The following is a 25708-nucleotide window of genomic DNA, read 5'->3' as shown; positions in this document are numbered from 1 at the left end:
AAGCTAGGCGCTCTGCCTAGCTTTTGTTATGTTTCCTTATTCATTTGGGGCGTATGGCTCTTTTGAAATGCCAAACCAAAAAATCGTCCAAGCATCTTGAAAACGTCTTTGGAAGTCAGAGCGATCATAAATAAAGCTTTCAGTAAAAAGACCATCTAATAAACAATAGTAGGAAGAGGCAAACATCTTTTCTGGAATCTCTTTTAACACCCCTTCTTTTTGACCGTGTTGAAATAAATCAGTCAAAACCGCATCGATTTTTTCATCGCCACGTTTTGCAATTGCTTTCACGCTGTCCTTCAACTCGGCTGGTGGGAACAGCATGAATCGTTTATACATAATCCCTTCATGGTTTTCTAGGATGAAGTCACAACTATTTGCTAATACTTTTTTTAATCTAGTCTCAAGTTGTTTATCTTTATAGTTGTCAGCACTTTTTTCAATTTCTTCAACGAGAGCATCCATAATGGTTTCGGCGAGGATGATAAACAACTCGTTTTTGCTTTTAAAGTGGTTATAAAGTGATGGTTTTTGTATGCCCACTTCACTTGCGATTTGTGCAAGGGTTGTCCCTTCGTATCCATGGCTCGCAAAGGATACCAATGCAGCTTCAAGTATGCGATTTTTTGTACTCATCTTACCAAACCTTTCTAATTAAATGTGTATTGCCCTATTTTGAAAAGGGTGTTATACTAACTACCGTTAGTTAGTTTATTGGTTTATTAAAAGGAGAGCTGATTTACAATGATGTGGTTTTTCGTTGTCATTGCAGGTGTTTTTGAAGTTGGTTGGGCAACGGGTTTAAAGTATGCTAGTACTCCTCTTCAATGGGGACTGACAATTATAGGAATTATTATTAGTTTTACATTGCTTGTTCGAGCCGCTACTGTGTTGCCAACAAGTACAGTATACGCAATATTTGTCGCCTTAGGTACAGTAGGAACTGTTTTTGTGGACTATTTCTTTTTTAATGCGGCAATTAATGGTTGGATGATCTTATTTATTCTCCTGCTTCTTATCGGTGTCCTAGGACTGAAACTAGTGACAGGCGACAAACAGCGAGAAGAAGGAGGCGCATAAAGATGAGTTGGTTCCTCTTAATTATTGCAGGCATATTTGAAGTCGTTGGCGTAACGGGTATTCAAATAATTGCACAAGGACAAAAGAAAAAAGGTTTTGCTATTCTGATGATCGGCTTTATTATTAGCTTTGGGCTGCTTGGAATCGCCATGGAAACCATTCCTCTTGGCGTCGCTTATGCGGTATGGACGGGGATTGGTACTGTCGGCAGCGCTTTAGTTGGAATGATTTATTATAATGAGTCAAAAGATCGTCTCCGTATCATTTTTATCGGTCTTGTTGTGATTTCCGTAATAGGGCTTAGAATTGTATCTTAACGTATGTGTAAGGCAGTTGAACTCCATAAGAGTTCAACTGCCTTTTTTAAAAACATTTAATTCAGTTATGTTTTGTTTCGGAGGTTTTGGGAATAGTAACTTACATGCAACATAAAGCAATCATTTGGAGGTTTTACTTATGCTTTGGACAATTTTAATTGTTATTTTAGTTTTATGGCTTTTAGGTTTAATTGGAGGAATTGGTGGCGGTCTAATCAACTTGTTACTAATTGTAGCGGCAATTGTTCTAATTATCCAGTTGGTGAATGGGAGACGGGGTTAGATATCCCGACAAGATAAAGAGAGGTTCATACCCAAAAAGGTCGTGAAAACGAACCGATTGGGGTGAACCTCTTTTTTATTGATCACAAAAGAAAAGGAAGGCATCGCGCCTTTCCTTGTATGATGCTGCTTCGTCTAATGTTTAAAGAAAACCACTCCCACCTACTTATATAAAGCACCTGTTTGATAGGTTAGGGGAATGGGAATGGATTAGTAGTAGACATGTATAGATAGAAAGGGAGTTTTTGTGATGCCATTTCAACCTAATAAACAATATATAAACGGCGAATGGAAGACAGGTCAGAGTGATAAAACAATAAAAAATGTGAATCCATATACAGGCGAAGAAATTGGAGTCATTCAGTCTGCAAATGAAGACGATTTGGATCAGGCCTATCAAGCAGCAAAAAAAGCGCAAGTGGAGTGGGCCAATACAGTTCCTTCAAAAAGACGAAACAGATTCCATAAATTACTCCATGTATTAAAAGATGAAAAAGAGATCATTGTTGATTGGCTAGTAAAAGAGTCAGGTAGTACCGTTACAAAAGCCAACGCTGAAATTGATTCAGCACGGTTAGTCATTGAGGAGTCGATGTCGTACCCAACTCGGACGAATGGACAAATTCTTCCTTCAGAAAATCCAGGCAAAGAAAACTATGTCTATCGGAAACCAAAAGGAGTTGTTGGCATTATTGGACCGTGGAATTTTCCATTTCACTTGGCCATGCGCTCCATTGCACCAGCACTTGCAGCTGGTAATACAGCTGTGTTAAAGCCAGCTTCTGACACTCCAGTTAGTGCAGGGTTGTTGTTCGGTTTTCTATTTGAGAAGGCTGGGTTTCCAGCGGGAGTACTAAATGTGGTGGTAGGTAGAGGATCAGAGATTGGGGATGCATTTGTGGAACATTCCATACCTAAGTTAATCTCATTTACTGGATCAACTGAAGTTGGTAGCCATATTGCTGAGCTTGCTGGGAAGCATTTAAAAGAAACGACCCTCGAACTCGGTGGGAACAATGCGATGCTTGTGCTTGAAGATGCAGATGTTGAGTCGGCTGTAGATGCAGCGATCTTCGGCAAATTCTTGCATCAAGGGCAAATATGTATGGCCCTTAATCGAATCATTGTTCATGAAAAGGTTTATGACCGGTTTGTTTCTTCGTTTATACAACGTGTCAAAGAGCTCCCGACAGGGGATCCGACGAAAAAGGATGTAATCGTTGGACCGATTATAAACGAAGGGCAGTTGGAACATTTAACAAAAGCAGTGAAACAGGCGGTCAAAGAAGGAGCAACTTTAGAGATTGGTGGCTCTTCAGACAACAATGTATTTGAACCAACCGTGTTAACGAATGTTACTCAAAACATGGAGGTTGCGAAGACAGAGCTATTTGGGCCAGTGGCTCCGATTATAAACGTTCAGTCTGAAGAGGAAGCCATTCAGATTGCCAATGCGTCTCCTTATGGTTTAAGTGGCTCTGTATTTACAAAAGACCGGTTCAAAGGAATGGAAGTTGCGCGTCAAATTGAAACGGGCATGATTCATGTAAACGATCAGTCAGTAAATGATGAAGCTCACGTTGCATTTGGCGGTGAAAAAGCGTCTGGGCTTGGTCGCTTTGGTGGCGAATGGGGACTTGATAAGTTTACGACAGTACAATGGGTTGGTGTGCAGAGTGGAAGAAGGGACTTTCCGTTTTAATAGGTCGGTAGCCACGAGTCGTTAACGGATGCTTGTAAGAATCGAAGTGTAGTTGAGGGGATGTAAATTGAACGTGGTCGCCGTATGCAAATAGTGGTCTACGGTCTTTCGTACATCCCCTTTTTTCTATATGGAGGGGTTATCTGCGTGTTACGCTAAAATAAAATTCAGTGGAGGTGCGGCATGAAAAAATATGTACTAGGAAGTGTGTTCGGTAGCGTGTTGTTTATTAGTCCAGTTGCGAATGCGCAAGTTGTGGAGACGGGAGAAACATATCTCGGGGTGCCTTATCAGTTTGGTGGCGATGATCCTGATGATGGATTTGATCCATCTGGTTTCACGAAGTATGTTTTCGAAGAAGCGCAAGGATTCGTATTGCCACGCACGGTAGCTGCTCAATGGAACATAGGAGAGGCTGTTAATCGAGAAGAGGTTGAGCGAGGGGATCTTCTTTTCTTTGGAAATAATGTCACTCCAACACATGTGGCTTTTTATGCTGGTGAAGACCAGTTGCTTCATGTGACCAAATCAGGTGGAGTGGAACGAACGGAATTTTCTTTAAGTAATTATTGGAATAGTCGTTATTTAGGAGCGAAACGAATAGATGACAATGTGACGCTTCCGGACGATCCCTTTGTCCAGGAAGCCGCCAGATATCTTGGGGTTCCATATGTGTTTGGAGAAGCAGATCCGGCTATAGGTTTTGATTGTTCTGGGCTTATGCGTTATGTGTTTAGACAAAATGGCATCCACCTGCCTCGTTCGGCTGAAGAACAATGGCGAGTGGGTGAAGCGGTGTCCGAGGAAGATATATCGATTGGAGACGTTGTTTTCTTTCAAGATACGTATAAAGAGGGGATTTCGCACAACGGAATTTATGTAGGAGATGGTCGTTTCATTCATGCAAGCCGAAATGAAGGGGTCGTTGAATCCTATTTGTCTTCTGATTATTGGCAAGCACATTTTAAAGGAGTGCGAAGCTTCCGCGGTTTAACACTTCCAGAAGAAAACGAAGCGGTAGCGGTGGGAACCACGTATGTTGGTGAGGTTCCGTATGTGAGGGGAGGAACAACGCCAGAAGAAGGGTTTGATACAGCCGGTTTCATTCAATTTGTTTACGAAGAAGCTTATGATATCCATTTGCCTCGCTATGCCGATGGTCAGTTTGAATTTGGCGAGGAAATCGAAGAAACGGATATCGTAGCGGGTGACATTCTCTTTTTTGAAGGAAATGCATTAAATCCAGCTATCTATATTGGAGATGGGCGGATTGTTCACGTAACTTTGTCTGAAGGCGTCACAATTACCAATTATAGAGCAAGTAATTACTGGCGTGACAGGTATGTTGGTGCAGTTCGTGTGATAGATGAAAGATAAAAGGAGAGGCTTTTGCTTTTAGAGCAAAAGCTTTTTTGTGCGAAAAATGAGTCCCGAAACAATTTTTTGACAAAAAGATACTTTTTTCACAGGTATTATTAATTGTTGGAAAAGAGGAGGGATATCTCACTATGAGAGAAGACTCTTGTTATTACAATGTGTTTCACTTAGGTTGCATATCCAATAACAATCTCAATACAGCTCTGTAACAATGGACTGAGGGAGATTGTTTTACGTTAAAATACTAGGCGGCGATCACGCAGAGAAGGAAACATGGAAAAGGAGGACTGTTTATGTGGCTCATCGTTGGTGCTTGTTTAATCTTGTTGGTAGTTGGAATCTTAGAAAAGCGAGCTCATCAAAAACGAATTAAACGCTTAAAAACCCGTGTCAATATAAATGGTATACGAGGGAAATCAACTGTTACACGGTTAATTACAGGTATTTTATTTGAAGCCGGGTTAAAAACAGTGGGAAAAACAACTGGAACAGATGCACGAATGATTTATTGGAATACACCAGAGGAAAAACCAATTGTGCGAAAACCACAAGGTCCGAACATCGGAGAACAGAAGGAAGTCATGAAGGAGACGGTAGACCTCGGGGCGGAAGCCATTGTGAGCGAATGTATGGCGGTTAACCCTGATTACCAAATCATTTTCCAGGAGGAACTGCTTCAAGCGAATATTGGGGTTATCGTTAATGTATTAGAAGACCATATGGATGTGATGGGACCAACGTTACAAGAAGTAGCAGAAGCATTTACGGCAACCATTCCATACAATGGCCATCTCATTATTACCGATGATCAATTTCGCTCTTACTATGAAGCGATCGCGCACAAGCGCAATACGAAAGTGATTGTCGCCGATAATAGCGAAATCACAGAAGCCTATTTGAAACAATTTGATTATATGGTTTTCCCAGACAACGCTTCGCTCGCTTTAGGTGTAGCAAAAGCGCTTGGTATTGATAAGAAGACAGCGATGCAAGGAATGCTAAGTGCACCCCCTGACCCTGGTGCGATGCGTATTAGCCCAATTGGAAACCAAGATCAACCTAGCTATTTCGTAAACGGTTTTGCTGCAAATGATGCTTCATCAACCATTAATATTTGGGAACGGGTGAAGGATGTTGGTTACCCAGTAGAGGAACCCGTCGTCATCATGAACTGCCGAGCAGACCGTGTTGATCGAACGGAACAATTTGCACGAGATGTGCTGCCTTACATAAAGATGGAGACGCTTGTATTAATTGGCGAAACAACGGAACCGATTGCACGTGCATTTGAAGCTGGGCATATACCAGCTACTCAAATGAAAAACCTAGAAGGACAATCAACAGAAGAGATTATGGACGAGTTGCAAGAAGACATTCAAGCAGGTTCAACCTTGTATGGTGTTGGGAATATTCATGGTTCTGCGGAACCGTTAATTGAATCATTTAATGAATTAAAAATGAAACAGTTTGTTAGTTAATTAGGAGGAACATCATGTTTGGCGATGATTTATATATATCTTTGATTTTAGGTGTGTTACTTAGTCTGCTGTTTGCAGAGAAGTTTGGTATTATGCCAGCTGGTCTTGTTGTACCTGGATACTTGGCGCTTGTGTTTGACCAACCTGTTTTTATAGCGCTTGTATTGCTTGTCAGCTTGCTTACTTATGTAATTGTGAAATATGGTTTATCGCGTATTATGATTTTATATGGACGCAGGAAATTCGCAGCAATGTTGATAACAGGAATTTGTTTAAAGCTCGTGCTGGATTTTGCTTATCCTATTTTACCATTTGAAATACATGAATTTAGAGGGCTTGGAGTAATCGTACCAGGTTTAATTGCCAATACCATTCAAAAGCAAGGTGTAACGATTACACTTGGAAGCACACTGCTACTTAGTGGTGCAACTTTCCTTATTATGTATGTGTATTATCTGTTTTAAGAGGGGAGGGCTTAATGGTGGACACAAATCATAAACCGGAACGAAAATTAAACTTTCACGAGAAGTTACTTAAATTTTTGAAACACCAGAAGCAACGGATACCTATTCATTTAATGATTGCTTTTCCGCTTGCCATTATCCTTTTTTCAATCTTTTATTTTGTAGATGGGCGTGAGGCTCCTGAAGTCGAGCAACCGAATGACGCAGTTGTGTCAGGCGCTTTTGTCGGCGATATTATGACGGGACGTTATGTGGAAGAAATTACGAGTCGTCACTCTCATTCGTATTTATTTCGTTATGTACAACCGTTTTTTGATGCGTCAGATTATGTGACAGGTAACGTCGAAAACCCGATTACAGAGCGAGAAGATGAAGAACGGGAGGGAAAGTCCATCACATTAAGAGGTGAGAAAGAAGCCGTGTACGCGATGGATGAGGCTGGTTTTTCAACCGCAGCCCTAGCCAATAATCATACAATGGATTATGGAGAAAATGCGTTAGTTGATACGTTGCAAGCATTTGATTATAGTGGTATAGATGGAATTGGTGCTGGAGCGAACATGAAAGAAGCTCAAGAACGGATTTCCTATCAAGAAAAAAACGGAATGACTATTGCAACTCTAAGCTTTTCCGATATCGGGGGCGAAGCAGCAGTAGCAAATGAAGAGAGCCCAGGTATTCTTAATTTTAATCCAGAAGTGTTTGTTCCGATGACAGCAGAGGCAAGTAATCATGCAGATCTTGTTATTGTCCATGCTCATTGGGGTCATGAGTACAACAGTCGTGTAAGTGACCGACAAAGGGAATTGGCTTATGCCCTTTCTCATGCTGGAGCTGATATTATTATTGGTCACCACCCACATGTATTGGAATCAGCAGAGGTGTATGATGGCACAGCTATTTTCTATAGCCTTGGAAATTTTGTATTTGATCAAGGTTGGACTAGAACAAGAGAAACAGCGCTGGGGCAGTTTCATGTGCTTGATTCAGGAGAAACACGCTTTGAATTGACGCCGATGAAAATTCGTGAGGCAAGTCCTGCCCCACTCACATCAATGGATAAATTAGCAGAATGGTCGATTACACGCCAGTTAACAAGAGATTTACATGTTGATTGGGAAAATGTTGATGGAAAGATTGTCTTTACAGTGGACCAGCAGTTGGAACTCGAAGACACTGAGATAGGAGGAGGAGAACAATGATGAAAACAGTCCTGCGTCAAAGTTGGCCATTTCTGGCAATTGCAGTGACGTTCTTTCTAGTTGTTGGTTTCTCCCAATCGGATGGGTTAACTGAAGAAGAACGGCAAGCAATTGAAATTGAGCTATTGAAAGTAGAGTTGGATAACGACTAGTCGAGAAGAAAGGATTACTATGAAAAAACCGATTCTTATCCTAGTTTTGTTACTGGTTGCCGCTGGAATCTTTTATTTCTATCAAACAGGGGATGAACCGATGAACGAGCATACGAGAGAGCGAGAGGGAAAAGAGATGTATGGTGAATATGGAGTGAGTGCTAGTCATCCTTTAGCTACACAAATTGGACTTGACGTGCTTGAAGCAGGCGGCAACGCAGTTGACGCTGCAGTCGCTATCTCTTATGCCCTTTCTGTTGTTGAGCCATACGGTTCTGGTCTTGGAGGCGGTGGCGAGATGCTCGTCTATGAAGACGGCAACACCCCTTTTGTCCAGCAGTACCGAGAGACAGCACCAAATTCATTCGAAACACAACAATCTCTTACTGGAGTGCCTGGATTTGCAAAGGGAATGGAGGACATTCATCGTGCGGAGGGATCACTTCCAATGAGGAATTTGCTCGATCAGATCATTCCTCTTGCTGAAAAAGGATTTACAGTAGACAAGTATTTGGAAAAACGATTAAATGCTGCAATTAATAGCGGCAGGGTCAAAAGGGGAGAGGCTGGTCCTTTTTTTATTAACGGAGAACCAATACAAGAAGGAGATTTGCTTGTTCAAAAGGAGTTAGCAGCAACGCTTAAAGTGATTCGAGATGGCGGCGCTGATGAATTATACAATGGCCAATTAGGAGAAGCGGTCGCAAAACAAACAAGTGCATTTCATGCAGATGACCTCGAAAATTATGAGTCTAAACACGCCGATGCGGTGCAAGGGCGTTTTATGGGCTATGATGTGTACTCTGCCACACCACCACTCTCTGGTATTACAGTTATTCAATCGTTACAGATGGCTGAAGCGATTGAAGGGGACATTAGACAAGCAGATGAACCTGATTTTGTGAAGTTGGTTGGTGAGTTATCAAAAACAGCTTATGAACAACGGTTGTACCATATCGCTGATTCTGATTATGCACAAATCAGCACTGAAGAACAGACGAACAGGGCTTATACAGATCAATTGTTGGAGAATCGTAAGGAAGCTATTTTTAAAAGCAACCGCACGAATGACACAGAAGCAGAAGAACAAGATTATTCACATACAACTCATTTTGTAGTAGTTGATGCATCTGGCATGATGGTATCAACAACGAATACAATTGGAAACTTTTTTGGTACCGGGGAGTACGTGGAAGAAGGATTCTTTTTGAACAATGCTCTGACCAATTTTAGCAAGTCAGAAAGTAGTCCAAATTTGTATGAGCCAGGTAAGCGCCCTCGAAGTTTCATGGCGCCAACTATTTTGGCAAATGAAGATGAGGTCATTGGTATTGGCTCACCTGGTGGACGCCGAATTCCAGCGGTGTTATCTCAGACATTAATTCGCCATGTGATGCTTGGAGAGAGTTTACAAGATGCAGTTGATGCGCCTCGTTTTTATATGGAGGATGAGGAGTTGCAAATGGAAGCGTCTTTTTCAACAGGGACGTACCAAGAGCTTGCTCAGTTAGGCTATGATGTGGAAATCAATACATTTGCGATGTATTTTGGAGGCATCCAAGCGCTCTCTTACAATAAGGCAGATAGAGAATTGGACGGGGCTTCCGATAGCAGGCGTAATGGCGAATGGAAAAAGCAATCCAAATAAAAAAACAAAACCTTTAGATACGACGATCTAAAGGTTTTTTCATGCGAAAAAATCATTTTATAATACAGAAGCGTAAAAGAGAGTCGTATAACTAGTAATCATCTGGACGATTAGTCCATCCACGTTTGGTCAAGTTTGTCGGAATAAAAAAGAATCGCTTTTTTGTACTCTTGGATGTTGGGGTCATTTGAAGTGAAGGCGAGTGCGTTTAATAACAGCTCCATTGCTTCGGCATGCCGGTTTGTATTATATAATGCCATCGCAAGAAATGTGTGTAGGGCCTTGTTATCTGGAAACGATTTAAGCCCATTCGTAAACGTCTGAATCGCTTGGTCATACTGTCCAAGTGTGCGGTAAGTACTCCCAAGTCCTAAGTAAGCTCCTTCAAGGTCTTTGCCGCTAAGTCCGAGTTGAATCGCTTGTTCATAATGTGGTGCTGCTTTTGCTTCTTTTCCTAAAATGTCAAAACTCCAAGCATATTGGTAGTGAAGGACGGCATTTGTTGGTTCGTCATCGACAAGCTGACCAATGACTGTATTTGACTGTTCCAGATCTCCTTTCCTTCGAAGTGTCAATGCATCTGCCAGAGTGGGCATCAGAAAACCTCCTATCTTGTTATAAAAAGAAAACGCCCCTCTTTCGTAATGAAAAGTGGGCGTAGTTGTTTAAACGTCTAGCTCTAAATGGCTACGCATCTCATTGCGGACGCGTGCTTTTTCTTCGTCAGCAACAATCGCATACCAGAGGGAGTCAATTGTTTGACCCGTGTAACTAATTTCAATTTGTTCAATCTCATTAAGTGCGGCACGGTAGTCAGATTGATAAGACCACATATCGCCTAGGGATAAATCAGTGCGTACGGTCGTGTCTAACACATCTAAAATTTCTCCGGCCTTTGTAATGGAACTAAGCGAAGCTGCTTCATCCATTAACGCTTCAATGATGTCGCGCTGGCGGTTGGCACGTCCTGCATCGCCACGAGGATCTTCATAACGCATACGGGAATAGAGTAATGCATCTTCACCGTTTAAGTGGATATTTCCTTCGTTAAACTGTGTACCATTCATAGAAAAACTCAAATCATTGTAAACGTTGACTCCGCCAAAAGCATTAATGAGACGCGTGAATCCTTCCATATTAATGCTTGCATAATGATCAATTGGAATATCAAAGGCATTTTCTACAGTATCAATGAGCATTTGCGCATCGCCATAAGCATGAGCGTGATTGATTTTTTCGGTTGTACCTCGACCGACTATTTCAGTCCGTGTATCACGGGGAATCGAGAGCATTTTTGTTGTTCCTTCAGCTGGATTTAGCGTCATTAATACAATGGTGTCAGATCGGCCGACAACATCCTCTTCTCGTCCTGGTGTGTGGTCCACACCTGCAAGTAAGATGGATAGTGGTTCGCCTTCTGCAACGGCTTTTTCACGGAGTGGTGATGAACCTTCGCGGTTTTCAAGGGGCGTATACATGTTGTTTGCAGTTGTACGGATATCGTTAATCCAATAAGCAGCTACACCTAGAATAACGAGGAATACGAGCCCAAAGATAAGACCGATTACTTTTAAAGCGAGTTTCTTTTTCATTACAAAACGCCTTTCTAAATAGAAGATAAATGATGTGAGAAACAATCTATCAAACAAAGAGACATGAATTAAAAGATTCTTCTTAATAGAATAAAGAAAGATTCGATAATCTACAAGGACTATTTTTTGTAATTTTAAGTAAGAAAACTATACCAATGTGCTGAACTGAAGTTGTGACCTTAGAAAGTGAAATAAAAATGTAAATTGCATTAACTGACAGATTTATTCTAAATTATTCTGCAAATTATGATATAATTCGATGAGTTATGGATTTCACTGTTTTTAGGAGGTTATAAAACGAATGGAAGAAACAATTAGTTTGAAAGAGATATTTCAAACATTAAAGCAACGATGGAAGATACTCATCTTAATTCCTTTACTGGCGATGCTTGTTAGTGCACTAGCAACCACTTTTTTTATTACACCGATGTATGAGCGGGAATCACAATTGTTAGTGAACCAAACAGTAGGTAATGGCGAATTGCGACAAGCTGATGTACGGACAAATATTGAACTTATTGATACATATAGCGATATCATCACTAGTCCAATCATTTTAAACCAAGTGATTGAAGAAGAAGGCTTGGATCAAACCGTTAATGAATTAAAAAATATGATCTCGATTGGCAGCCAAAATAACTCTCAAGTTGTCTTGGTCACTGTAGAATCGCCTTCACCAGAAGAAGCGACTGTGCTAGTAAATCGCATTGCGAACGTCTTCCAACAACAAATTCCTGAGATTTATAGTGTGGAAGATAACGTCACTATTCTCTCAGAAGCAGAAGTAGGAGAAAGTCCATCGCCTGTTAGTCCTAATCTTATCTTAAATATTGCAATTGCTTTTGTAGTAGGGCTGATGGCAGCAGTTGGTCTTTCATTTTTACTTGAGTATTTAGATACAACAATTAAAAATGAAAAAGATATTGAGAAGGTTGTTGGTTTACCTGTGCTTGGTGCAATCTCCAATATGGATAATATTGATTCGTCAAAGAAGACGTCATAGAAAGGTAGGAGATTGTTATGGCACGCGCGCAAAAGTCAAGAAACAAAAAGCAAATTCAAAAGAAAAGGCAATTGATTGCTGACGTGAATCGACATTCACCGATTACAGAACAGTATCGGACGATTCGTACAAATATTGCATATTCGGCTGTTGATAAAGAAGTGAAATCGATCCTAGTCACCTCTGCAGGGCCAGGTGAAGGAAAATCAACAACGGCATCGAACTTAGCTGTTGTCATGGGACAAAACGGTCATAGTGTTTTATTAATCGATGCAGATATGCGAAAGCCAACGGCTCATTATACGTTTAATTTAATGAACAACCGGGGACTAACAAATGTGTTGACTCGCCAACAGAAATTACAGGACGTCATTCAAGAGACACAAATAGAAAATGTGGCATTATTGACTTGTGGACCAATCCCGCCAAACCCAGCGGAACTATTAAACTCAAAAATGATGGAGCTTATGCTGCAAGAGGCATTAGAAGTATTTGATTCCGTTATTATTGATACGCCACCGGTAATGGCTGTTGCGGATGCGCAAATCCTATCAAATAAAGTGGATGGTACGATTATTGTGACATCGAGTGGACGAACGGATCGAGATGAGTTGGAAAAAACAAAAGCAAACTTGTTGAAAGCGAATGCGAATCTCTTAGGTGTGGTATTAAACAATAAACCTGTAGATGAAAAAACTTATTATTATTATCAATAAAGGAAGTAGTGAGTGCACGTGATTGATATTCATAGCCATATTCTTGCTGGAATTGATGACGGCGCGAAGACATTGGATGACAGTTTATTAATGGCAGAGAAAGCTGTTGAAGAAGGCATAACGAAGATTATTGCCACACCGCATCATCAACATCCAAACTTCCAGAATGAAGGGCCCTCAGTTATTGAAGCGGTTGCTAACTTAAATAAAGAATTGATAAAGCAAGACATCCCCCTAGAAGTACTAGCTGGCCAAGAAGTTAGGCTTTACGGAGAGATGCGCCAGGACTTGAAGTTAGGTGCTGCGTTAAGCTTGGCAAATAGCAAGTATGTCCTTATTGAATTACCAACTAATCAAATACCAGCATATACGACAAGGCTGCTCTACGAAGTTAGTTCAGAAGGGTATATACCCGTTATTGCTCATCCGGAGCGAAATAAAGTATTTTTAGAGTCGCCCGACAAATTATATGAACTGATTAAGAACGGTGCGCTTGGTCAGCTGACAACATCAAGTTTAACTGGCTATTTTGGCAAAGAAATTGGAACGTTTAGTCGCCAATTAATTGAAGCAAACTTAGTACATGTTCTTGCTTCTGATGCCCATAATCTAGCTAATCGCACGTTTCGAATTCAAGAAGCGTTTACGTTGCTTGAAGATGAGTATGGACAATCGTATACATACGCGTTTCAGGAAAATGCGCAGTTACTGGCGAGTGATAAGCATCTTTTTCTTGAACCGCCTGAACGAGTTGTGAAGAAAAGGAAAAAACGATTTGGTTTGTTTTAACGATAAAAACAGGGACTTGCAGTAAGCGGGTTTCTGTTTTTTTATATAAAAAAAGCCCTCTGAATTTCCAGAAAGCAATAGGGAATACGTATCATCAGTTGGCATGGCGATACGTTCATTTATAATGATAACTGGCTTTTAAATTTCGTTCAACAATCGGACCAGATTGTTGAAGATGTAGTTTAGCACTAGTAGTGGAAAACCGTAACATAAGTAACGGCGATATGAATCACTCCTTTTACATTGTTATGGTACAATTGTATGCAATAAGACTTATAACGAAATTTAGTTATTGATATATCACGCCAGACATATTATGAAACAGTGCTTTAATAAGGAGTTGTGTCATATGAATAAAAATAAAAGCACAGAAATAAAACGCTCATCAAAAGCAGAAAACATTTTAACTCAGATTAATAGTAAAACTAAACTAGGCGACTTACGAAAAATCGCGAAGGACATCAAAAAAGATCACGAACTAGCTATGGAACTTTGGTCAAGCGGAGAGTTTTTGCCGAGACTATTGGCAATCTTAATTATGGACAAAAAACTTCTTTCACAAGATGTACTAAATAAGCTTGATAAGGATATGCAGACACACACATTTGATGAGCGAAATAACTTAATGGATTGGTTAATGGCTAATCAGCTCACCAAAAACAAGATGAACATTGCATTGATGGAGTTATGGGAAAATAGTCCTTCTGCTCTTCAAAGGCGAGCTTTCTGGTATTTTCAAGGGCGATTGAGATGGACTGGACAAACACCGCCTGATAACAACGCAGACTTACTATCTGCAATTGAAGCTAAAATTACGGAGGAAGAACCGGAAGTTCAATGGGCTATGAATTTCACCGCAGGCTGGATAGGCGTTTATGATGAAAAGTATCGAGCACGTTGTATTAAACTTGGTGAGAAAACGGGTCTTTACAAAGATGAAATGGTATCAAAAGGATGTACTCCCAATTATTTGCCGGGGTTCATTACGATTGAAGTTAACAAACGAATGAATAATTAGTTACCACTGAAAAGATGTGAAAATAAAGGAATTCAAAGCCTCAATATGGACAGGATCTGAAAGTAAGCTTCTAATTTCTCGCTTTTAAAAGCGAGAAATTAGACTTTTTTATATTTGGATTTCCTAATTCGTAATTGTAAGGCCTGTAGCCACTCCTTTGGAAAAGAAGTGAAAGAGTGCAAGAGTATTTACAGTTTAATAGATATATTCAGAGAACTAGCATCACATTTAGTCTAATTACATGAAGATAATATCACGCATAGAGAAATTCAAATTATAAGGAGCATTTATCCTAGCAGTAACTCCCCCAGACGTTTTACTTCCTCCTTCTAACGCCGCCAAGTATATGGAATTAGAGAAGAGAAACATCCATTAATTAATTCGAAAATTATTGAAATTTAAATTCGTATATTATAGAATGTGTGTAAATCGAATTGGAGGCGAAGGAGATGGACATGGACATGCATTATGTTCCTGAAGAGGTGGAACGAGCAGAGTTAATCGTCGAAACATCACCAGTATGGGAATTGATTCTTAGCATTTCCGGTTTTACGTACAAGCAATTACGACATACATTTGAACTTGATCAGGCTTGGACTAATGCAAAAATTACTTCTTCTTTGAAGCGCGATTTAGAGACTATCCAACAAACAAATGTATGGCAAGGGTTGATTATGCTTCAAGATAAGCTATCAGCGAAGACAGTTCAACAATTTTCGAACGGAATGAAACAGTTAAGTAACGATACTTTTTATGAAGTGATGTTACCTTATAAATCACGCAAAGAGGAAGCACTACGGATGCAGGCGATTGACTCGTTAGCAGCAAGGAAAGAGTTTGCAGCTTGTTTTTCAAGTCATGAATTCCTTGAAGGCTATGTGGAGGCTCTTTGTCGGTATTCCAGAATAGAGCTAATGGATTTAATGGATTCTGTTCTATTTGGTTGGGAGAAGGTAGTTGCCGCTGAACCAGACTGGAGTAAGTGGCAGCAGTTATTAAAACAAGAACAAGATCAGCATAAGCAACTAGCGGAGGCAAATGTGGAAGAACAGATCGAACGAATTACGGGTGTACGTTATTTGCCTGAACCAGGTGTATGGACAATAAAGTTAATTCCACATGTGTCGTATCGTCCGTGGGTATTAGAAAAAAGATCTGCTGAAACCAAATTGTTTTTCTATCCCCTTAGTGAAGATTATTTTCGGGAGAAAGGAAAGCCTTCAAATGAGTTGGTGCGTGGTCATAAAGCGTTAGGGGATGACATTCGATTACAATTGCTCTATCAATTATATGTAGGTCCTGCTTCTCTGGCAGAATTAAGCGAACGTTTTAAGATGTCTAAAACGACACTCCATCATCAGCTTTCATTATTAAAAGCAGCAAGGTTCATAAAAGTAGATAAAGGAGTGTACAGGGCAAATCCAGCAAAGGTTGATTTATTTTCGAGGAAATTGGAGCAGTTTTTAGGAGAGGTGAAATGAGTCGCTTTTCCCGTTCATTTAAAGCGTTATGGGCTGGAGAAGTTATTTCTGAATTTGGTGGAGCAGCAGCGGCGATTATTAATGGATTGATTTTATTTGAGTTGACAGGGTCAAGGGAATGGATGGGAGCATTGTGGCTTGTCTATTTCCTCCCATCATTACTGTTGCAAGGGATTAGTGCACCGTTTTTAAATTATGTTGCCAAAGAAACGGTTCTAAGAAGAGTCCAACTGATTCGAGCATGTGCGTACATTGTTCCTTTCTTGAGCCTTTTATCGGGAGTGGATGCACTCACCATTACGGGGTTAATTGCCCTGCAATGTGTGCTCGGTTTACTTGCTCCAATCTATGCGAGTTTGTCTTTTTCCCTCCTTCCCGAAATTTGTGAAGAGAAGGTACTGGTAGAAGCGAATGGTGTGTTGGATGGCACATTGAGGGTTATGAGTGTGCTCGCTCCAGGTGTGACCGCTTTGTTATTGATGGTCATGCCCATGCATGGGGTGTATATTCTGTCCGCGCTACTGTTTGTACTTAGTTATTTTGCCCTGGCTAACATACCAACTACCGGGACGAAGTTAAAACCAAATTGGTCAAAACGATTTTGGATTTCTGAAATGAAAGATGGGTTTAACGCTTTTGTCAGAGCACCGCAATTGCTGCGTCTTGCTTTGCTCTCATCCACTGTTCAATTTGCTGTTGGTGCAACAATGGTGTTAAGCATTCCGTTTATCCGAATGGAGCTTGACGGTGCACAATGGGAGTATGCGTTATTTGCCGCTGCTTTTCCGGCGGGTTATGTTCTTGGTACGATTTTACTCGCGTACGTTCCGAAAACGGAAGTGATGATGTACATCGGATTGGTGTGTGGTGGTCTTTCTTTTGTTCTCCTCTTTTTTGTGCAGTCGGTTCCGCTTGCATGGGGATGCGAACTTTTTGGAGGGGTTGCTTTTCCTCTCTTTAATGCCCAAAGTGCTGCTCTTTTTCAACGACTGGCACCACGAAATCGACTTGCCCAAATAAGTGCGGTTAGGCTTCTTATCTTTAGGGCAACGATGCCACTTGGGATCTTGTTTGCCTCATGGACTTCACTCGGATTGACGACTCGTTCAACCTATGCTGTTGCAGGAAGTATCATTGTTTTGCCTGGTATCTATTATTTAGCGAAAGCATTTTATCATCAAGGCAAAGGAGACAAAGGGCATAGTGATGTTCAAAGCTCAAACGAGAAGCGGGAAAGTAATGTGATTTAAAACGAATAAAGTGCGAACAGAATTTATAGTGCTAGTAGGTTTCATTCAGAACAAAAAGCCTAGGGCAATAGCGACTAGGCTTATACAAATCATTACTTATCGGTCACGCTTATCCGTTTGATTGGGCTGATTATGGCTTTCGTCGTTTTCGGGGTTCGTGTGATCCCCACGTTCTTTTTCATCTCGATCACGATTTTTCATTGTTTCTTCTTGGGCTTCTGTTTGGCTGCGGTCGTGTGTATTGTCATAGTCGGACGAGTCGGATTCAGTACTGTTCTCATCGTTATCCGGATCTGTGTGGTCTCCACGTTCTTTTTCGTCGCGATCGCGGTTCTCAATCGTTTCTTCTTGAGCTTCTGTGTAGCCGCGGTCAGGTGTATCTTCATTATCGGACGAGTCAGATTCAGTCCTATCTTCGTCGTTTTCCGGGTCTATGTGGTCTCCACGTTCTTCTTCGGCACGATCGCGGTGTTGCATCGTCTCCTCTTGCTCCTCGGTGTTGCTTCGTTCATTATCAGTGCTTTCATCATTCTCTTCTTTTTTCTGTTTAAGATAATCAGAGCGTTCTCCGTGCCAGACTAAATCAAAAATGGCTCGACCATTTGTTGGCTGACCATCTGGAAGGTAAACAGGAATCACATCAAACAACATAAAATAAAAACAATAAAAGATAAAGGTGCTCCAGAAAATGTTATTATCTAACGTTCCAGAGAGAATTAGCGAATTAACAGTAAACGCACAGACACCTGTTGTTAAAATAGGAGAAGCATAGATGAACCCGTGCCAAAAACGATTGCTTGGACGAAGTTCGTCGTATTGCATCCAACTGTACATAAAAAAGTAGCGTCTTACTTCGACGGTTTTAAGTGAAAATAAAATCGGACCACTACCGATAATTAGTTTTTTGTTGGTGCCCCCCAAAATACTCGCCGCTAAATAATAGCCGGATTCACGTATGATGGTTGTAAGAGGGAGGATAAAAAGGGCAGACATGAGTAGTCGAAGCCAGTCAAATGGTGAAAACAAAAATCATTCTCCTTTCTTGTTCTACTATGAGATATTCGAGTCGCTCTTTCATTAAGTGGTTACCCAATTTAGTAAGCAATCATGCAAAAAAAAATAAATTAGGTCCTTCGGTTTACGACGGTCTTCGTGAGGAGAAGACATCGTTGTTTGTTTTTGCAAGTTGGTTTCTAGAAACGATCTGTTACTCAATGAGCAGAAACAAAAGGATGTGTGAAGAAGCTGTACACTCACTTAGCAGTAAAAAAAGCTTGTCGACGTCTCCGTATGGACGGACAGTGCCGACAAGCAAAAATGACTCAATCTATGAACGTAAAAAAACAGCAGTCGAAGATGCTTTCGATTGGGCAACGGTTTCTGGTTTACCGCTTGCAACGACAGTCCCACCGGCAGTTCCGCCTTCTGGTCCCATATCAATTACCCAATCAGATGCAGCAATTAAGTCGATGTTATGTTCAACCATTATGACTGTATTGCCTGCATCAACAAGTTTGTTAACTAAAACAAATAACTTTTTTATATCTGTTGGGTGTAAACCCGCTGAAGGCTCATCAAGCAAATACATCGTGTGTCCGGATGTTTTCTTACTTAATTCCTTTGCTAACTTGATGCGTTGTGCTTCTCCACCAGATAAAGTGGTTAAGGCCTGTCCCCATTGTAAGTAACCGAGTCCGACTTCACATAACAAGGTTAAGAGGTCATGGAGTTTCTTTTGATTTGTAAATAAAGATAAACTTTCTTCAATTCGAAGGGCAAGCATATCGGCAATTGAATAGCCTTCAAACGTGACTTCAAGCACTTCTTCTTTGAATCTCTTCCCTTTGCACACGGGACACGTAACTTGAAGGTGGGAAAGAAAATGCATATCTAAATCAACAACACCAAGTCCTTCGCAACGGTCACATCTGCCTCCTGGAGTATTAAAAGAAAAGCTCTTTGCTGTAAAGCCCGCCGCTTTTGCCGCAGAGTGATTTGCAAATACTTTCCGTAGTTGTGTGAACAAGTCCATAAAAGTGGCGATGTTTGAACGTTGCATTCGGCTAATTGGAGTTTGCCCCACTTGAATAATGGAATGGATCTGTTCTGCACCTTCAATCATTCTACACCCATCGATATGGTCCTCTTTTGCTTGAGCTAACACATCAAACACAAGGGTTGATTTTCCTGAACCAGATACACCAGAAATAGAGACTAGCGTCTGCAATGGAATTGCGGTTGTGACATTTTTTAAATTGTGTTTAGACGCCTCGATCAATTTAACCCAATGACCATTGCCGGTTCGGTTGCTTCCTTGAAGTGAACTTGCTTCTTTTAAGTAAGTACCTGTAATCGATGTTGGTTGACTTTTAAGTTGTTCAAGTGTTCCTTGTCCTACGATTTCACCACCAAACCGTCCTGCCCCAGGTCCAATATCTATGACATGGTCTGCTTCGGCGATAACATGTGGATCATGCTCAATGACGAGTACCGTGTTACCAAGATCACGTAGTTGCTTCATGATATGAATAAGCCCAGCTGTGTCTTTGGGATGAAGTCCTGCTGTAGGTTCATCAAGTAAATACAATACACCTGTAAGGCCTGACCCAAGAATGGAAGCGAGTCGAAGGCGTTGGGATTCACCGCCTGACAAAGTGACTGAGTTACGATCAAGTGATAAATAACCAAGACCCACATGAAGGATGCGGTTTACTTTTGTTTTTAAGTCATAGAGGACTGAATTTAAAAGAGAATCGTCTGCATCTGAGAAATGTTTCTGGGTATGTGTAATCCATTCAGAGAGTTCCTGTAAGGAAATATTTGAAAGTTGGGGAAGGGTACGCCCGCATACAATGACGGTTCGCGTCTCTTGCTTTAGACGGTCACCATGGCAATCGGTACAGCGAGTCGGAATGAAGTAGGGTGCTTCACTTGATTCGCCTCCTTTCTCTTGGTAACGGCGCCACATTCCTGTCAGGATCCCTTCAAATTTCCCTTTTGCGGCCGTCTTAGGAGGCTTTATCCCAGGGAAATGCTTATTTAGTTCACTGCTTTCAACACCGTAAGCTAACAAATCCATTTCTGCTTCGCTGTATTCGGACAGAGGTTTGTTTGCATCACTTGGAAGGCCGTAGTGTTTTTTTGCTGCTTCATAAATGGACGTATAATAAGCTAGGACAGCACCATTCCATATGGAAATCGCGCCTTCTTCCAAGCTTTTATCAAAAGAAAATACCGCTGATTTCTTAATTTCAACTGTTGTACCGAGACCACTACATGTAGGACAGGCTCCACTTGGAGTGTTAAAGGAAAAATCTGCTTTTGTGAAAGGTTCATGTTTTTGGCCGCAGTTTGAGCAACAAACCGCTACTGTATCATCAATAGGCGGAGTGATTGAGGTTCCACATGATGTACAAAATCTCGTACCTCTTTTTTGAAAGACATTACGCAAATACGTATACAAATCGGTTACCGTTCCGACGGTTGAGCGAGGATTGCGATTGGCTTGTTGTTGATGCACTCCAATTGATGGGGATAGTCCATCAATTGAATCGACATCAGGTCTAGCAATTGAATCCGCCGAGCCGACGCTAGATTCTAAGTACTGTCTTTGGCACTCTCTTTGCAACAAGTCTAGAGCGAGTGTTGATTTTCCAGATCCAGAAGGACCTGTGACAACAATCAACTGATGTTTTGGTATATCCAAAGAGATATTTTTTAAATTATTTTCCCGTGCACCGCGAATTTTGATCATACCGTTCATAAAAACCTCCTACTACCATTTAGTTTCTCCACTTTTTTAAGGGAGCATGCTCCATTCTATAACACTCATGCAAGTGATAAGGTTTATGTGTGAATAAGTGATGTAAAGAAAGGTAACATTATCATGGTACTTAAACCTTTTTAATGAATGTTTGTATCCATTGATAGAGACTGCTATAGTATAGGAACACTTTTTTGAGGGGGGCGTCTATGAGGTATCATCGGCCTGTTGATATTGCGCGTAAACTGAATATAAGCACGAGTGCGATGCGTCATTATGAATCGTGGGGCATTATCCCTCTACCAGAACGTTCAAAGTCAAACTATCGTTTATATACAGACGTTCATTTGGCGTATTTCCGTTGTACTCGTGCCTTATCAAATGGGTTTGGTTTTGCTTGTACAGTTGATATTCTGCGCAAAATGACACAAGGGCAAACGAGTGAGGCTCTCTGGATTGTAAATGCCGAACAAGCAAAGCTAAACCATGAGAAATCAGTAACTGAACAAACACTAACATTACTTCGAGACCCGGATCTGTCACCAATTGAAGACAAAAAGCTCAGAGCTCATATGACAATTGGAGAGGCCGCCACTTTAACGGATGTCTCACCTTCAGCGATTCGCCATTGGGAACAAGAAGGACTAATTAAACCAGAACGGAGCCCAGACAATGGATATCGCTTGTTTACACCAATGCATATTAGACAAATCCTCATCATTCGGACGATGCGCCCAACCGTTTATTTTCTTGAGGATATGAAGGAAATTGTGCATTCAGTGGAGCGCCATAGTATGGATGCTGCCCAAAAAGTAACGGAACGAACGTTGCACCGTTTAGATGAACGCAATCGTCTCCAATATGTAGGAGTAAGAGAATTGGTTAACCTGTGTGAGATAGTGGGTGCGTGGAGAGTGGGCGAAACAAACTAAAAAAGCGTGATGAGGTGCCGGTCATTACAATGAAATGATGGTGAAAGGGTTGCTCATTCCTGTTCATTTATGCGTAAAAAAGCTTGTCAATCCACAATCTCGCTTTTACGAGAATATGTCGACAAGCTTAGCGTTAGATCATTCATTGCTATAAAACATAGACCCTTTTTTATCCTTTTGTCCCAGATATCACAACACCTTGGATAAAGTATTTTTGTGCAAAGAAGAACAGAATGAGTGGTGGTAGAACAGCCATGACAGATGCCGCCATTAATAGCTGCCACGGCGTTGCAGCATATGCTGCTGTAAAGTTAGCTAAGCCAAGTGAGAGTGGGTAAAGCTCTTGTGAATTTAAGTAGATAAGTGGACCCATTAAATCATTCCACCGGTACATAAATTCAATAATGGCCGCCGTTGCCATTGCTGGTAGCGATAAAGGTAAGATGATGCGGAAGAAGATTGTAAAGTAACCTCCGCCGTCGATTGTGACCGCTTCATCAAGCTCTTTTGGCAAGCCAAGATAAAACTGACGTAATAAAAAGATGAGAAAAGCACTCCCGGCGATCATTGGCACCGTAAGTGGTAAATAGGAATCAACCCAACCAATTGTATTAAACAACAAGTATTGAGGGATCATCACAACTTGTTGCGGCAACATCATTGTGCTAAGCAACAAGGCGAAAAGAAATGTCTGCCCTCTTGCACGAAAACGGGCAAACCCGAAGGCAATAAATGCTGAGAAAAAGACGGTCCCAACAACGGTAACGATCGTATACCATGATGTATTCCATAAATAGGTTGAAAACGGATGGTTCTGGAATACCTCAAGATAGTTGGACCAATTCCAGGTAGTGGGAAAAATAGATAACGGTTCAGATACAATCTGTTCAAGTGACTTTAGTGACGTAAACACCATCCAAGCTACCGGAAATAAAAACAAGAAGAGGACAACAATGAGTCCGGCATACGTAAGAAGTTTGCCGCCGCTTGATAGTTCTCCGGGGGAATAGTTGGTCTTCTTAAATGTCAACTTCATAAGTGGCCTCCTTGTTATTTATCATATTCGTAATGGACAGATTTTCTCGAAAGCGTAAGCATGAGAAAAGTCAGAGCGAAAATAACTAAGAATAAAATCCAAGCTTGTGCAGACGCATAGCCCATCCGGTTTTGGAAAAACGCTGTTTCAAATAAGTAATAAACATAGAAGTAAGACATCCAATCTGGACCGCCATTTGTGACGACATAGGCTTGAGTGAAGATTTGAAAAGAAGCAATTAAGGAAATGACTCCATTAAACAAGATGATTGGTGAAATCATTGGGACAGTAATGTTACGAAACCGTCGCCAAGAACTAGCTCCATCAATTGCGGCTGCTTCATAAAGTTCTTTCGGTAATTGTTGTAAGCTAGCTAGAAAAATAATCATTGTGCTTCCAACAGCGGTTAGCTGCATTAATACAAAAGAGGGGATAACGGTATAGGGATCGGTAAACCAACCAGGACCTTGAATGCCAAAGACGTCATAAATAATTGAGTTAACGATCCCGAATTGAGGATTTAAAATCCACATCCATAAAAACGCAACGGACACACCAGAGATAATCGAGGGTGCATAAAAGAAGGTTCGGAAAAAAGCTTGCCCTTTTATTTTTGCGTTTAATAGCATCGCGAGACCGAGACCAACAAGCATTGAAAAAGGAACTGCAAGGGCTGCATAAGCAAACGTGACGAACAATGAGCGGTAAAACAAAGGATCTTGGAAGAGGTTAATGAAATTTTGCAAACCTACAAAAGATACATCTGACATGACAGCATAATCAGTAAAGCTAAAGTAAAGCGATGCAATCATTGGGCCGATAATAAAGAGAAAGAAGCCAATAATCCATGGTGATATGAACAACCAGAAGAATTTCTCTTCACGCTTTGCCCCGATTGTCACTTTACGCAGGGGATTCTTATTCATTGAGTGCTTTGTTTTTGCCTCCATAGCGGAATTCCTCCTTTGCATTTAGTAAGTTAATGACCTGATGTTCTCTTGTAATTCCTCCAGACCTTCTTCTACTCCTTTGCGGCGATCATAAATGGAATTAACGGTCATGTTCTGATGTTTTATTAATGGTGCGAAATTCGAAATCAAATGGTTGTCGGTCGGGCGTCCATACTTAAGGGCTCCATCATCAGCTTTTCGTAATTCGGCAATCGCAATGCCAGTACGTTCGGAAATTAATTCATACCACAACTCTTTTAAGCCACTATGGGCAGGACTTTCAAGTGTCATCTCTACCATCCATTTGGCTGCCTTGTCAGGGTCCATTAGAAATTTCAGAAATTCCCACGCTTCATCTGGGTGCTTGCTGCCTTCACTAATTGCCCAAGGGTCAACATATAGTGGGATTTCACGCTCATCATTTGTATACGGATAAGCGGCAATACCCCAATTAAGATCGCTTGATGCATATTGTTTAGTGCCCCATCCACCTTTCATTACCATGCCTACACGCCCGCTAAGAAATGGATCGCTTAGTTGTTGTAAGGCGGCAATTTCACTTTGTGGCGGCATCACTTCATATTTGTTAATCAGATCATACCTATGTTGCACGGCTTCATAGTTTCGAGGGTTGGAAGTGACTGTTGGTTCAACTAGAATGCCTGTTTCATAGCTTTCTTTGGCGAATAAATCGCCACCAAACATCCAGGCATCTTTATTTGGTGAGTTGTCATTTAAAATGCCATAAATTCTTTCTGTAGGAGAAAGATCGTTTTGTGTAATGGCAGTAGCTGCTTCGACCATTGCTTCCCAATCCCAGCTCTTGTCTTCCCAGTCCGTAGTTGGGGTTTCTACGCCTGCGTCATCAAATAAATCGCGATTATAATACAGAAACGACCCCATAGATAAAATGGGCAACCCGTAAGTGCCGTCTTCCATTTCGTAAATATCTAATAGAGTTTCATCAATACCATCAAGGACATCTGGATCTTTTTCAAGGTAAGGTGTTAAATTTTTTAATGCGCCCATTGTGTAGTAACTTCCAAAGCCAGAGTCGGCCCAGTTTGGTGACCAAACATCAGGGACATTACCGCCAGCGATCATTGTTTGAAGCTTTTGATCAATTTCTCTTTGTGGAATCGTTTGTAAGCGAACGCGGATTCCTGGATTTTCCTTTTCAAATTCTTCGATGACACGATGTTCCCATTCAATCAAGTTTGGGTCACTGCGGACGAGCCACGTTAATTCGACTCCGTCTGTTGAAGCCTCCTGGTCATCAGAGCAACCACTTATGAAGAATAGGGTAGCAGAGACGGGGATGAGCAATGCTGCTTTTAGCCACTTTTTCAAAAGAATCCCTCCAAATCAAGTTAGTTGATGAAACGACATCACAACATGGGGTCTTCATTGCTGACAAAAATGAAGCAGATTAAGATGTAGTACTCGAAAAAAAGAAAGCGCTTTCAATAATAGTTT

25 protein-coding genes are annotated in these 25708 nt (G+C 41.1%); 17 read left to right on the top strand and 8 right to left on the bottom strand.

Annotation, left to right across the window (positions count from 1 at the left end):
• Positions 1-36: 36 nt before the first annotated feature.
• A complete protein-coding gene (locus BK584_RS12875; protein WP_078392984.1) occupies positions 37-636 on the bottom strand; it encodes a TetR/AcrR family transcriptional regulator in 600 nt (199 codons plus the stop codon).
• Positions 637-744: 108 nt separating this feature from the next.
• Here BK584_RS12875 and BK584_RS12870 point away from each other — a divergent pair, with 108 nt between their 5' ends.
• The 10 genes from BK584_RS12870 (at position 745) to BK584_RS12835 (ending at position 9702) form a co-directional block, all read left to right on the top strand.
• Positions 745-1080 carry a DMT family transporter gene (locus tag BK584_RS12870; RefSeq protein ID WP_078392983.1) on the top strand — a complete coding sequence of 112 codons (336 nt, stop codon included), beginning with the start codon at positions 745-747 and terminating at the stop codon, positions 1078-1080.
• A gap of 2 nt (positions 1081-1082) precedes the next feature.
• Positions 1083-1397: a DMT family transporter gene (locus tag BK584_RS12865; protein ID WP_078392982.1), complete on the top strand. Its 315-nt coding sequence runs from the start codon at positions 1083-1085 to the stop codon at positions 1395-1397.
• 139 nt (positions 1398-1536) lie between these two features.
• A complete protein-coding gene (locus BK584_RS24180) occupies positions 1537-1680 on the top strand; it encodes a lmo0937 family membrane protein (RefSeq protein ID WP_139365668.1) in 144 nt (47 codons plus the stop codon).
• A 249-nt stretch (positions 1681-1929) separates the two neighbouring features.
• On the top strand, positions 1930-3381 hold the full coding sequence (locus BK584_RS12860) for an aldehyde dehydrogenase family protein (RefSeq protein WP_078392981.1): 1452 nt from the start codon (positions 1930-1932) through the stop codon (positions 3379-3381).
• A gap of 183 nt (positions 3382-3564) precedes the next feature.
• The gene (locus BK584_RS12855; RefSeq protein WP_078392980.1) at positions 3565-4758 is read left to right on the top strand and encodes a C40 family peptidase; all 1194 of its coding nucleotides are present in this window, start codon (positions 3565-3567) and stop codon (positions 4756-4758) included.
• A 293-nt stretch (positions 4759-5051) separates the two neighbouring features.
• Positions 5052-6236 carry a poly-gamma-glutamate synthase PgsB gene (gene pgsB, locus BK584_RS12850; protein ID WP_078392979.1) on the top strand — a complete coding sequence of 395 codons (1185 nt, stop codon included), beginning with the start codon at positions 5052-5054 and terminating at the stop codon, positions 6234-6236.
• Between the two features lie 14 nt (positions 6237-6250).
• On the top strand, positions 6251-6700 hold the full coding sequence (gene pgsC, locus BK584_RS12845; protein WP_078392978.1) for a poly-gamma-glutamate biosynthesis protein PgsC: 450 nt from the start codon (positions 6251-6253) through the stop codon (positions 6698-6700).
• Between the two features lie 17 nt (positions 6701-6717).
• Positions 6718-7902 (top strand): CapA family protein, encoded by a 1185-nt coding sequence (locus BK584_RS12840; RefSeq protein WP_245808853.1) that lies wholly within the window; start codon positions 6718-6720, stop codon positions 7900-7902.
• Positions 7899-8054, top strand: a complete 156-nt coding sequence (locus BK584_RS24650) for a hypothetical protein (RefSeq protein WP_169871254.1) — start codon at positions 7899-7901, stop codon at positions 8052-8054. Before BK584_RS12840 ends, BK584_RS24650 begins: the two co-directional genes overlap by 4 nt.
• A 19-nt stretch (positions 8055-8073) precedes the next feature.
• Positions 8074-9702, top strand: a complete 1629-nt coding sequence (locus BK584_RS12835; protein WP_078392976.1) for a gamma-glutamyltransferase family protein — start codon at positions 8074-8076, stop codon at positions 9700-9702.
• Between the two features lie 110 nt (positions 9703-9812).
• On the opposite strand, the gene BK584_RS12830 is transcribed toward BK584_RS12835, so the two are convergent.
• Both BK584_RS12830 and BK584_RS12825 read right to left on the bottom strand, forming a co-directional pair.
• Positions 9813-10298: a tetratricopeptide repeat protein gene (locus BK584_RS12830; protein ID WP_078392975.1), complete on the bottom strand. Its 486-nt coding sequence runs from the start codon at positions 10296-10298 to the stop codon at positions 9813-9815.
• A gap of 69 nt (positions 10299-10367) precedes the next feature.
• Complete coding sequence (locus BK584_RS12825; RefSeq protein ID WP_078392974.1) at positions 10368-11294, bottom strand: LCP family glycopolymer transferase; 927 nt, start codon at positions 11292-11294, stop codon at positions 10368-10370.
• 301 nt (positions 11295-11595) lie between these two features.
• On the opposite strand from BK584_RS12825, the gene BK584_RS12820 reads away from it, so the two are divergent.
• The 6 genes from BK584_RS12820 (at position 11596) to BK584_RS12795 (ending at position 17551) form a co-directional block, all read left to right on the top strand.
• Complete coding sequence (locus BK584_RS12820) at positions 11596-12297, top strand: YveK family protein (RefSeq protein ID WP_078392973.1); 702 nt, start codon at positions 11596-11598, stop codon at positions 12295-12297.
• A 17-nt stretch (positions 12298-12314) separates the two neighbouring features.
• Complete coding sequence (locus BK584_RS12815) at positions 12315-13013, top strand: CpsD/CapB family tyrosine-protein kinase (protein ID WP_078392972.1); 699 nt, start codon at positions 12315-12317, stop codon at positions 13011-13013.
• Between the two features lie 18 nt (positions 13014-13031).
• Positions 13032-13802 (top strand): tyrosine-protein phosphatase, encoded by a 771-nt coding sequence (locus BK584_RS12810; RefSeq protein WP_078395587.1) that lies wholly within the window; start codon positions 13032-13034, stop codon positions 13800-13802.
• A gap of 349 nt (positions 13803-14151) precedes the next feature.
• Positions 14152-14820, top strand: a complete 669-nt coding sequence (locus tag BK584_RS12805; protein ID WP_078392971.1) for a DNA alkylation repair protein — start codon at positions 14152-14154, stop codon at positions 14818-14820.
• Between the two features lie 449 nt (positions 14821-15269).
• A complete protein-coding gene (locus BK584_RS12800) occupies positions 15270-16301 on the top strand; it encodes an ArsR/SmtB family transcription factor (protein WP_245808852.1) in 1032 nt (343 codons plus the stop codon).
• Entirely contained in the window at positions 16298-17551 is a 1254-nt protein-coding gene (locus tag BK584_RS12795; RefSeq protein WP_078392970.1) for an MFS transporter, read from the top strand. The genes BK584_RS12800 and BK584_RS12795 overlap by 4 nt, the downstream gene beginning before the upstream one ends.
• Before the next feature lie 96 nt (positions 17552-17647).
• Here the strand turns inward: BK584_RS12795 and BK584_RS24905 are convergent, their stop codons facing one another.
• Together BK584_RS24905 and uvrA are read right to left on the bottom strand one after the other, a co-directional pair.
• A complete protein-coding gene (locus BK584_RS24905; RefSeq protein ID WP_180320507.1) occupies positions 17648-18577 on the bottom strand; it encodes a hypothetical protein in 930 nt (309 codons plus the stop codon).
• 301 nt (positions 18578-18878) lie between these two features.
• Positions 18879-21314 carry an excinuclease ABC subunit UvrA gene (uvrA, locus tag BK584_RS12785; protein WP_078392969.1) on the bottom strand — a complete coding sequence of 812 codons (2436 nt, stop codon included), beginning with the start codon at positions 21312-21314 and terminating at the stop codon, positions 18879-18881.
• A 209-nt stretch (positions 21315-21523) separates the two neighbouring features.
• On the opposite strand from uvrA, the gene BK584_RS12780 reads away from it, so the two are divergent.
• Entirely contained in the window at positions 21524-22246 is a 723-nt protein-coding gene (locus tag BK584_RS12780; protein WP_078392968.1) for a MerR family DNA-binding transcriptional regulator, read from the top strand.
• Between the two features lie 169 nt (positions 22247-22415).
• On the opposite strand, the gene BK584_RS12775 is transcribed toward BK584_RS12780, so the two are convergent.
• From BK584_RS12775 to BK584_RS12765, 3 genes are read right to left on the bottom strand one after another with little or no spacing between them, the layout of a single operon-like run.
• A complete protein-coding gene (locus BK584_RS12775) occupies positions 22416-23282 on the bottom strand; it encodes a carbohydrate ABC transporter permease (RefSeq protein ID WP_078392967.1) in 867 nt (288 codons plus the stop codon).
• Between the two features lie 14 nt (positions 23283-23296).
• The gene (locus BK584_RS12770) at positions 23297-24232 is read right to left on the bottom strand and encodes a carbohydrate ABC transporter permease (RefSeq protein WP_078392966.1); all 936 of its coding nucleotides are present in this window, start codon (positions 24230-24232) and stop codon (positions 23297-23299) included.
• A gap of 21 nt (positions 24233-24253) precedes the next feature.
• Positions 24254-25582, bottom strand: a complete 1329-nt coding sequence (locus BK584_RS12765; RefSeq protein ID WP_169871252.1) for an ABC transporter substrate-binding protein — start codon at positions 25580-25582, stop codon at positions 24254-24256.
• Between the last annotated feature and the right edge of the window lie 126 nt (positions 25583-25708).

This window comes from Shouchella patagoniensis (assembly GCF_002019705.1).
GTDB lineage: Bacteria > Bacillota > Bacilli > Bacillales > Bacillaceae_D > Shouchella > Shouchella patagoniensis.
Note: the sequence above shows the minus strand (reverse complement) of the source record. Positions and strands in the feature narration are given on the sequence as shown.

What these genes read in the sequence shown, in the direction of transcription:
- uvrA (WP_078392969.1), bottom strand. Translation starts at nt 21,314, where the DNA reads ATGAACGGTATGATCAAAATTCGCGGTGCACGGGAAAATAATTTAAAA.
- BK584_RS12815 (WP_078392972.1), top strand. Translation starts at nt 12,315, where the DNA reads ATGGCACGCGCGCAAAAGTCAAGAAACAAAAAGCAAATTCAAAAGAAA.
- BK584_RS12875 (WP_078392984.1), bottom strand. Translation starts at nt 636, where the DNA reads ATGAGTACAAAAAATCGCATACTTGAAGCTGCATTGGTATCCTTTGCG.
- BK584_RS24180 (WP_139365668.1), top strand. Translation starts at nt 1,537, where the DNA reads ATGCTTTGGACAATTTTAATTGTTATTTTAGTTTTATGGCTTTTAGGT.
- BK584_RS12835 (WP_078392976.1), top strand. Translation starts at nt 8,074, where the DNA reads ATGAAAAAACCGATTCTTATCCTAGTTTTGTTACTGGTTGCCGCTGGA.
- BK584_RS24650 (WP_169871254.1), top strand. Translation starts at nt 7,899, where the DNA reads ATGATGAAAACAGTCCTGCGTCAAAGTTGGCCATTTCTGGCAATTGCA.
- BK584_RS12830 (WP_078392975.1), bottom strand. Translation starts at nt 10,298, where the DNA reads ATGCCCACTCTGGCAGATGCATTGACACTTCGAAGGAAAGGAGATCTG.
- BK584_RS12870 (WP_078392983.1), top strand. Translation starts at nt 745, where the DNA reads ATGATGTGGTTTTTCGTTGTCATTGCAGGTGTTTTTGAAGTTGGTTGG.
- pgsB (WP_078392979.1), top strand. Translation starts at nt 5,052, where the DNA reads ATGTGGCTCATCGTTGGTGCTTGTTTAATCTTGTTGGTAGTTGGAATC.
- BK584_RS12800 (WP_245808852.1), top strand. Translation starts at nt 15,270, where the DNA reads ATGGACATGGACATGCATTATGTTCCTGAAGAGGTGGAACGAGCAGAG.
- BK584_RS12795 (WP_078392970.1), top strand. Translation starts at nt 16,298, where the DNA reads ATGAGTCGCTTTTCCCGTTCATTTAAAGCGTTATGGGCTGGAGAAGTT.
- BK584_RS12780 (WP_078392968.1), top strand. Translation starts at nt 21,524, where the DNA reads ATGAGGTATCATCGGCCTGTTGATATTGCGCGTAAACTGAATATAAGC.
- pgsC (WP_078392978.1), top strand. Translation starts at nt 6,251, where the DNA reads ATGTTTGGCGATGATTTATATATATCTTTGATTTTAGGTGTGTTACTT.
- BK584_RS12820 (WP_078392973.1), top strand. Translation starts at nt 11,596, where the DNA reads ATGGAAGAAACAATTAGTTTGAAAGAGATATTTCAAACATTAAAGCAA.
- BK584_RS12825 (WP_078392974.1), bottom strand. Translation starts at nt 11,294, where the DNA reads ATGAAAAAGAAACTCGCTTTAAAAGTAATCGGTCTTATCTTTGGGCTC.
- BK584_RS12770 (WP_078392966.1), bottom strand. Translation starts at nt 24,232, where the DNA reads ATGGAGGCAAAAACAAAGCACTCAATGAATAAGAATCCCCTGCGTAAA.
- BK584_RS12865 (WP_078392982.1), top strand. Translation starts at nt 1,083, where the DNA reads ATGAGTTGGTTCCTCTTAATTATTGCAGGCATATTTGAAGTCGTTGGC.
- BK584_RS12775 (WP_078392967.1), bottom strand. Translation starts at nt 23,282, where the DNA reads ATGAAGTTGACATTTAAGAAGACCAACTATTCCCCCGGAGAACTATCA.
- BK584_RS12860 (WP_078392981.1), top strand. Translation starts at nt 1,930, where the DNA reads ATGCCATTTCAACCTAATAAACAATATATAAACGGCGAATGGAAGACA.
- BK584_RS12805 (WP_078392971.1), top strand. Translation starts at nt 14,152, where the DNA reads ATGAATAAAAATAAAAGCACAGAAATAAAACGCTCATCAAAAGCAGAA.
- BK584_RS12855 (WP_078392980.1), top strand. Translation starts at nt 3,565, where the DNA reads ATGAAAAAATATGTACTAGGAAGTGTGTTCGGTAGCGTGTTGTTTATT.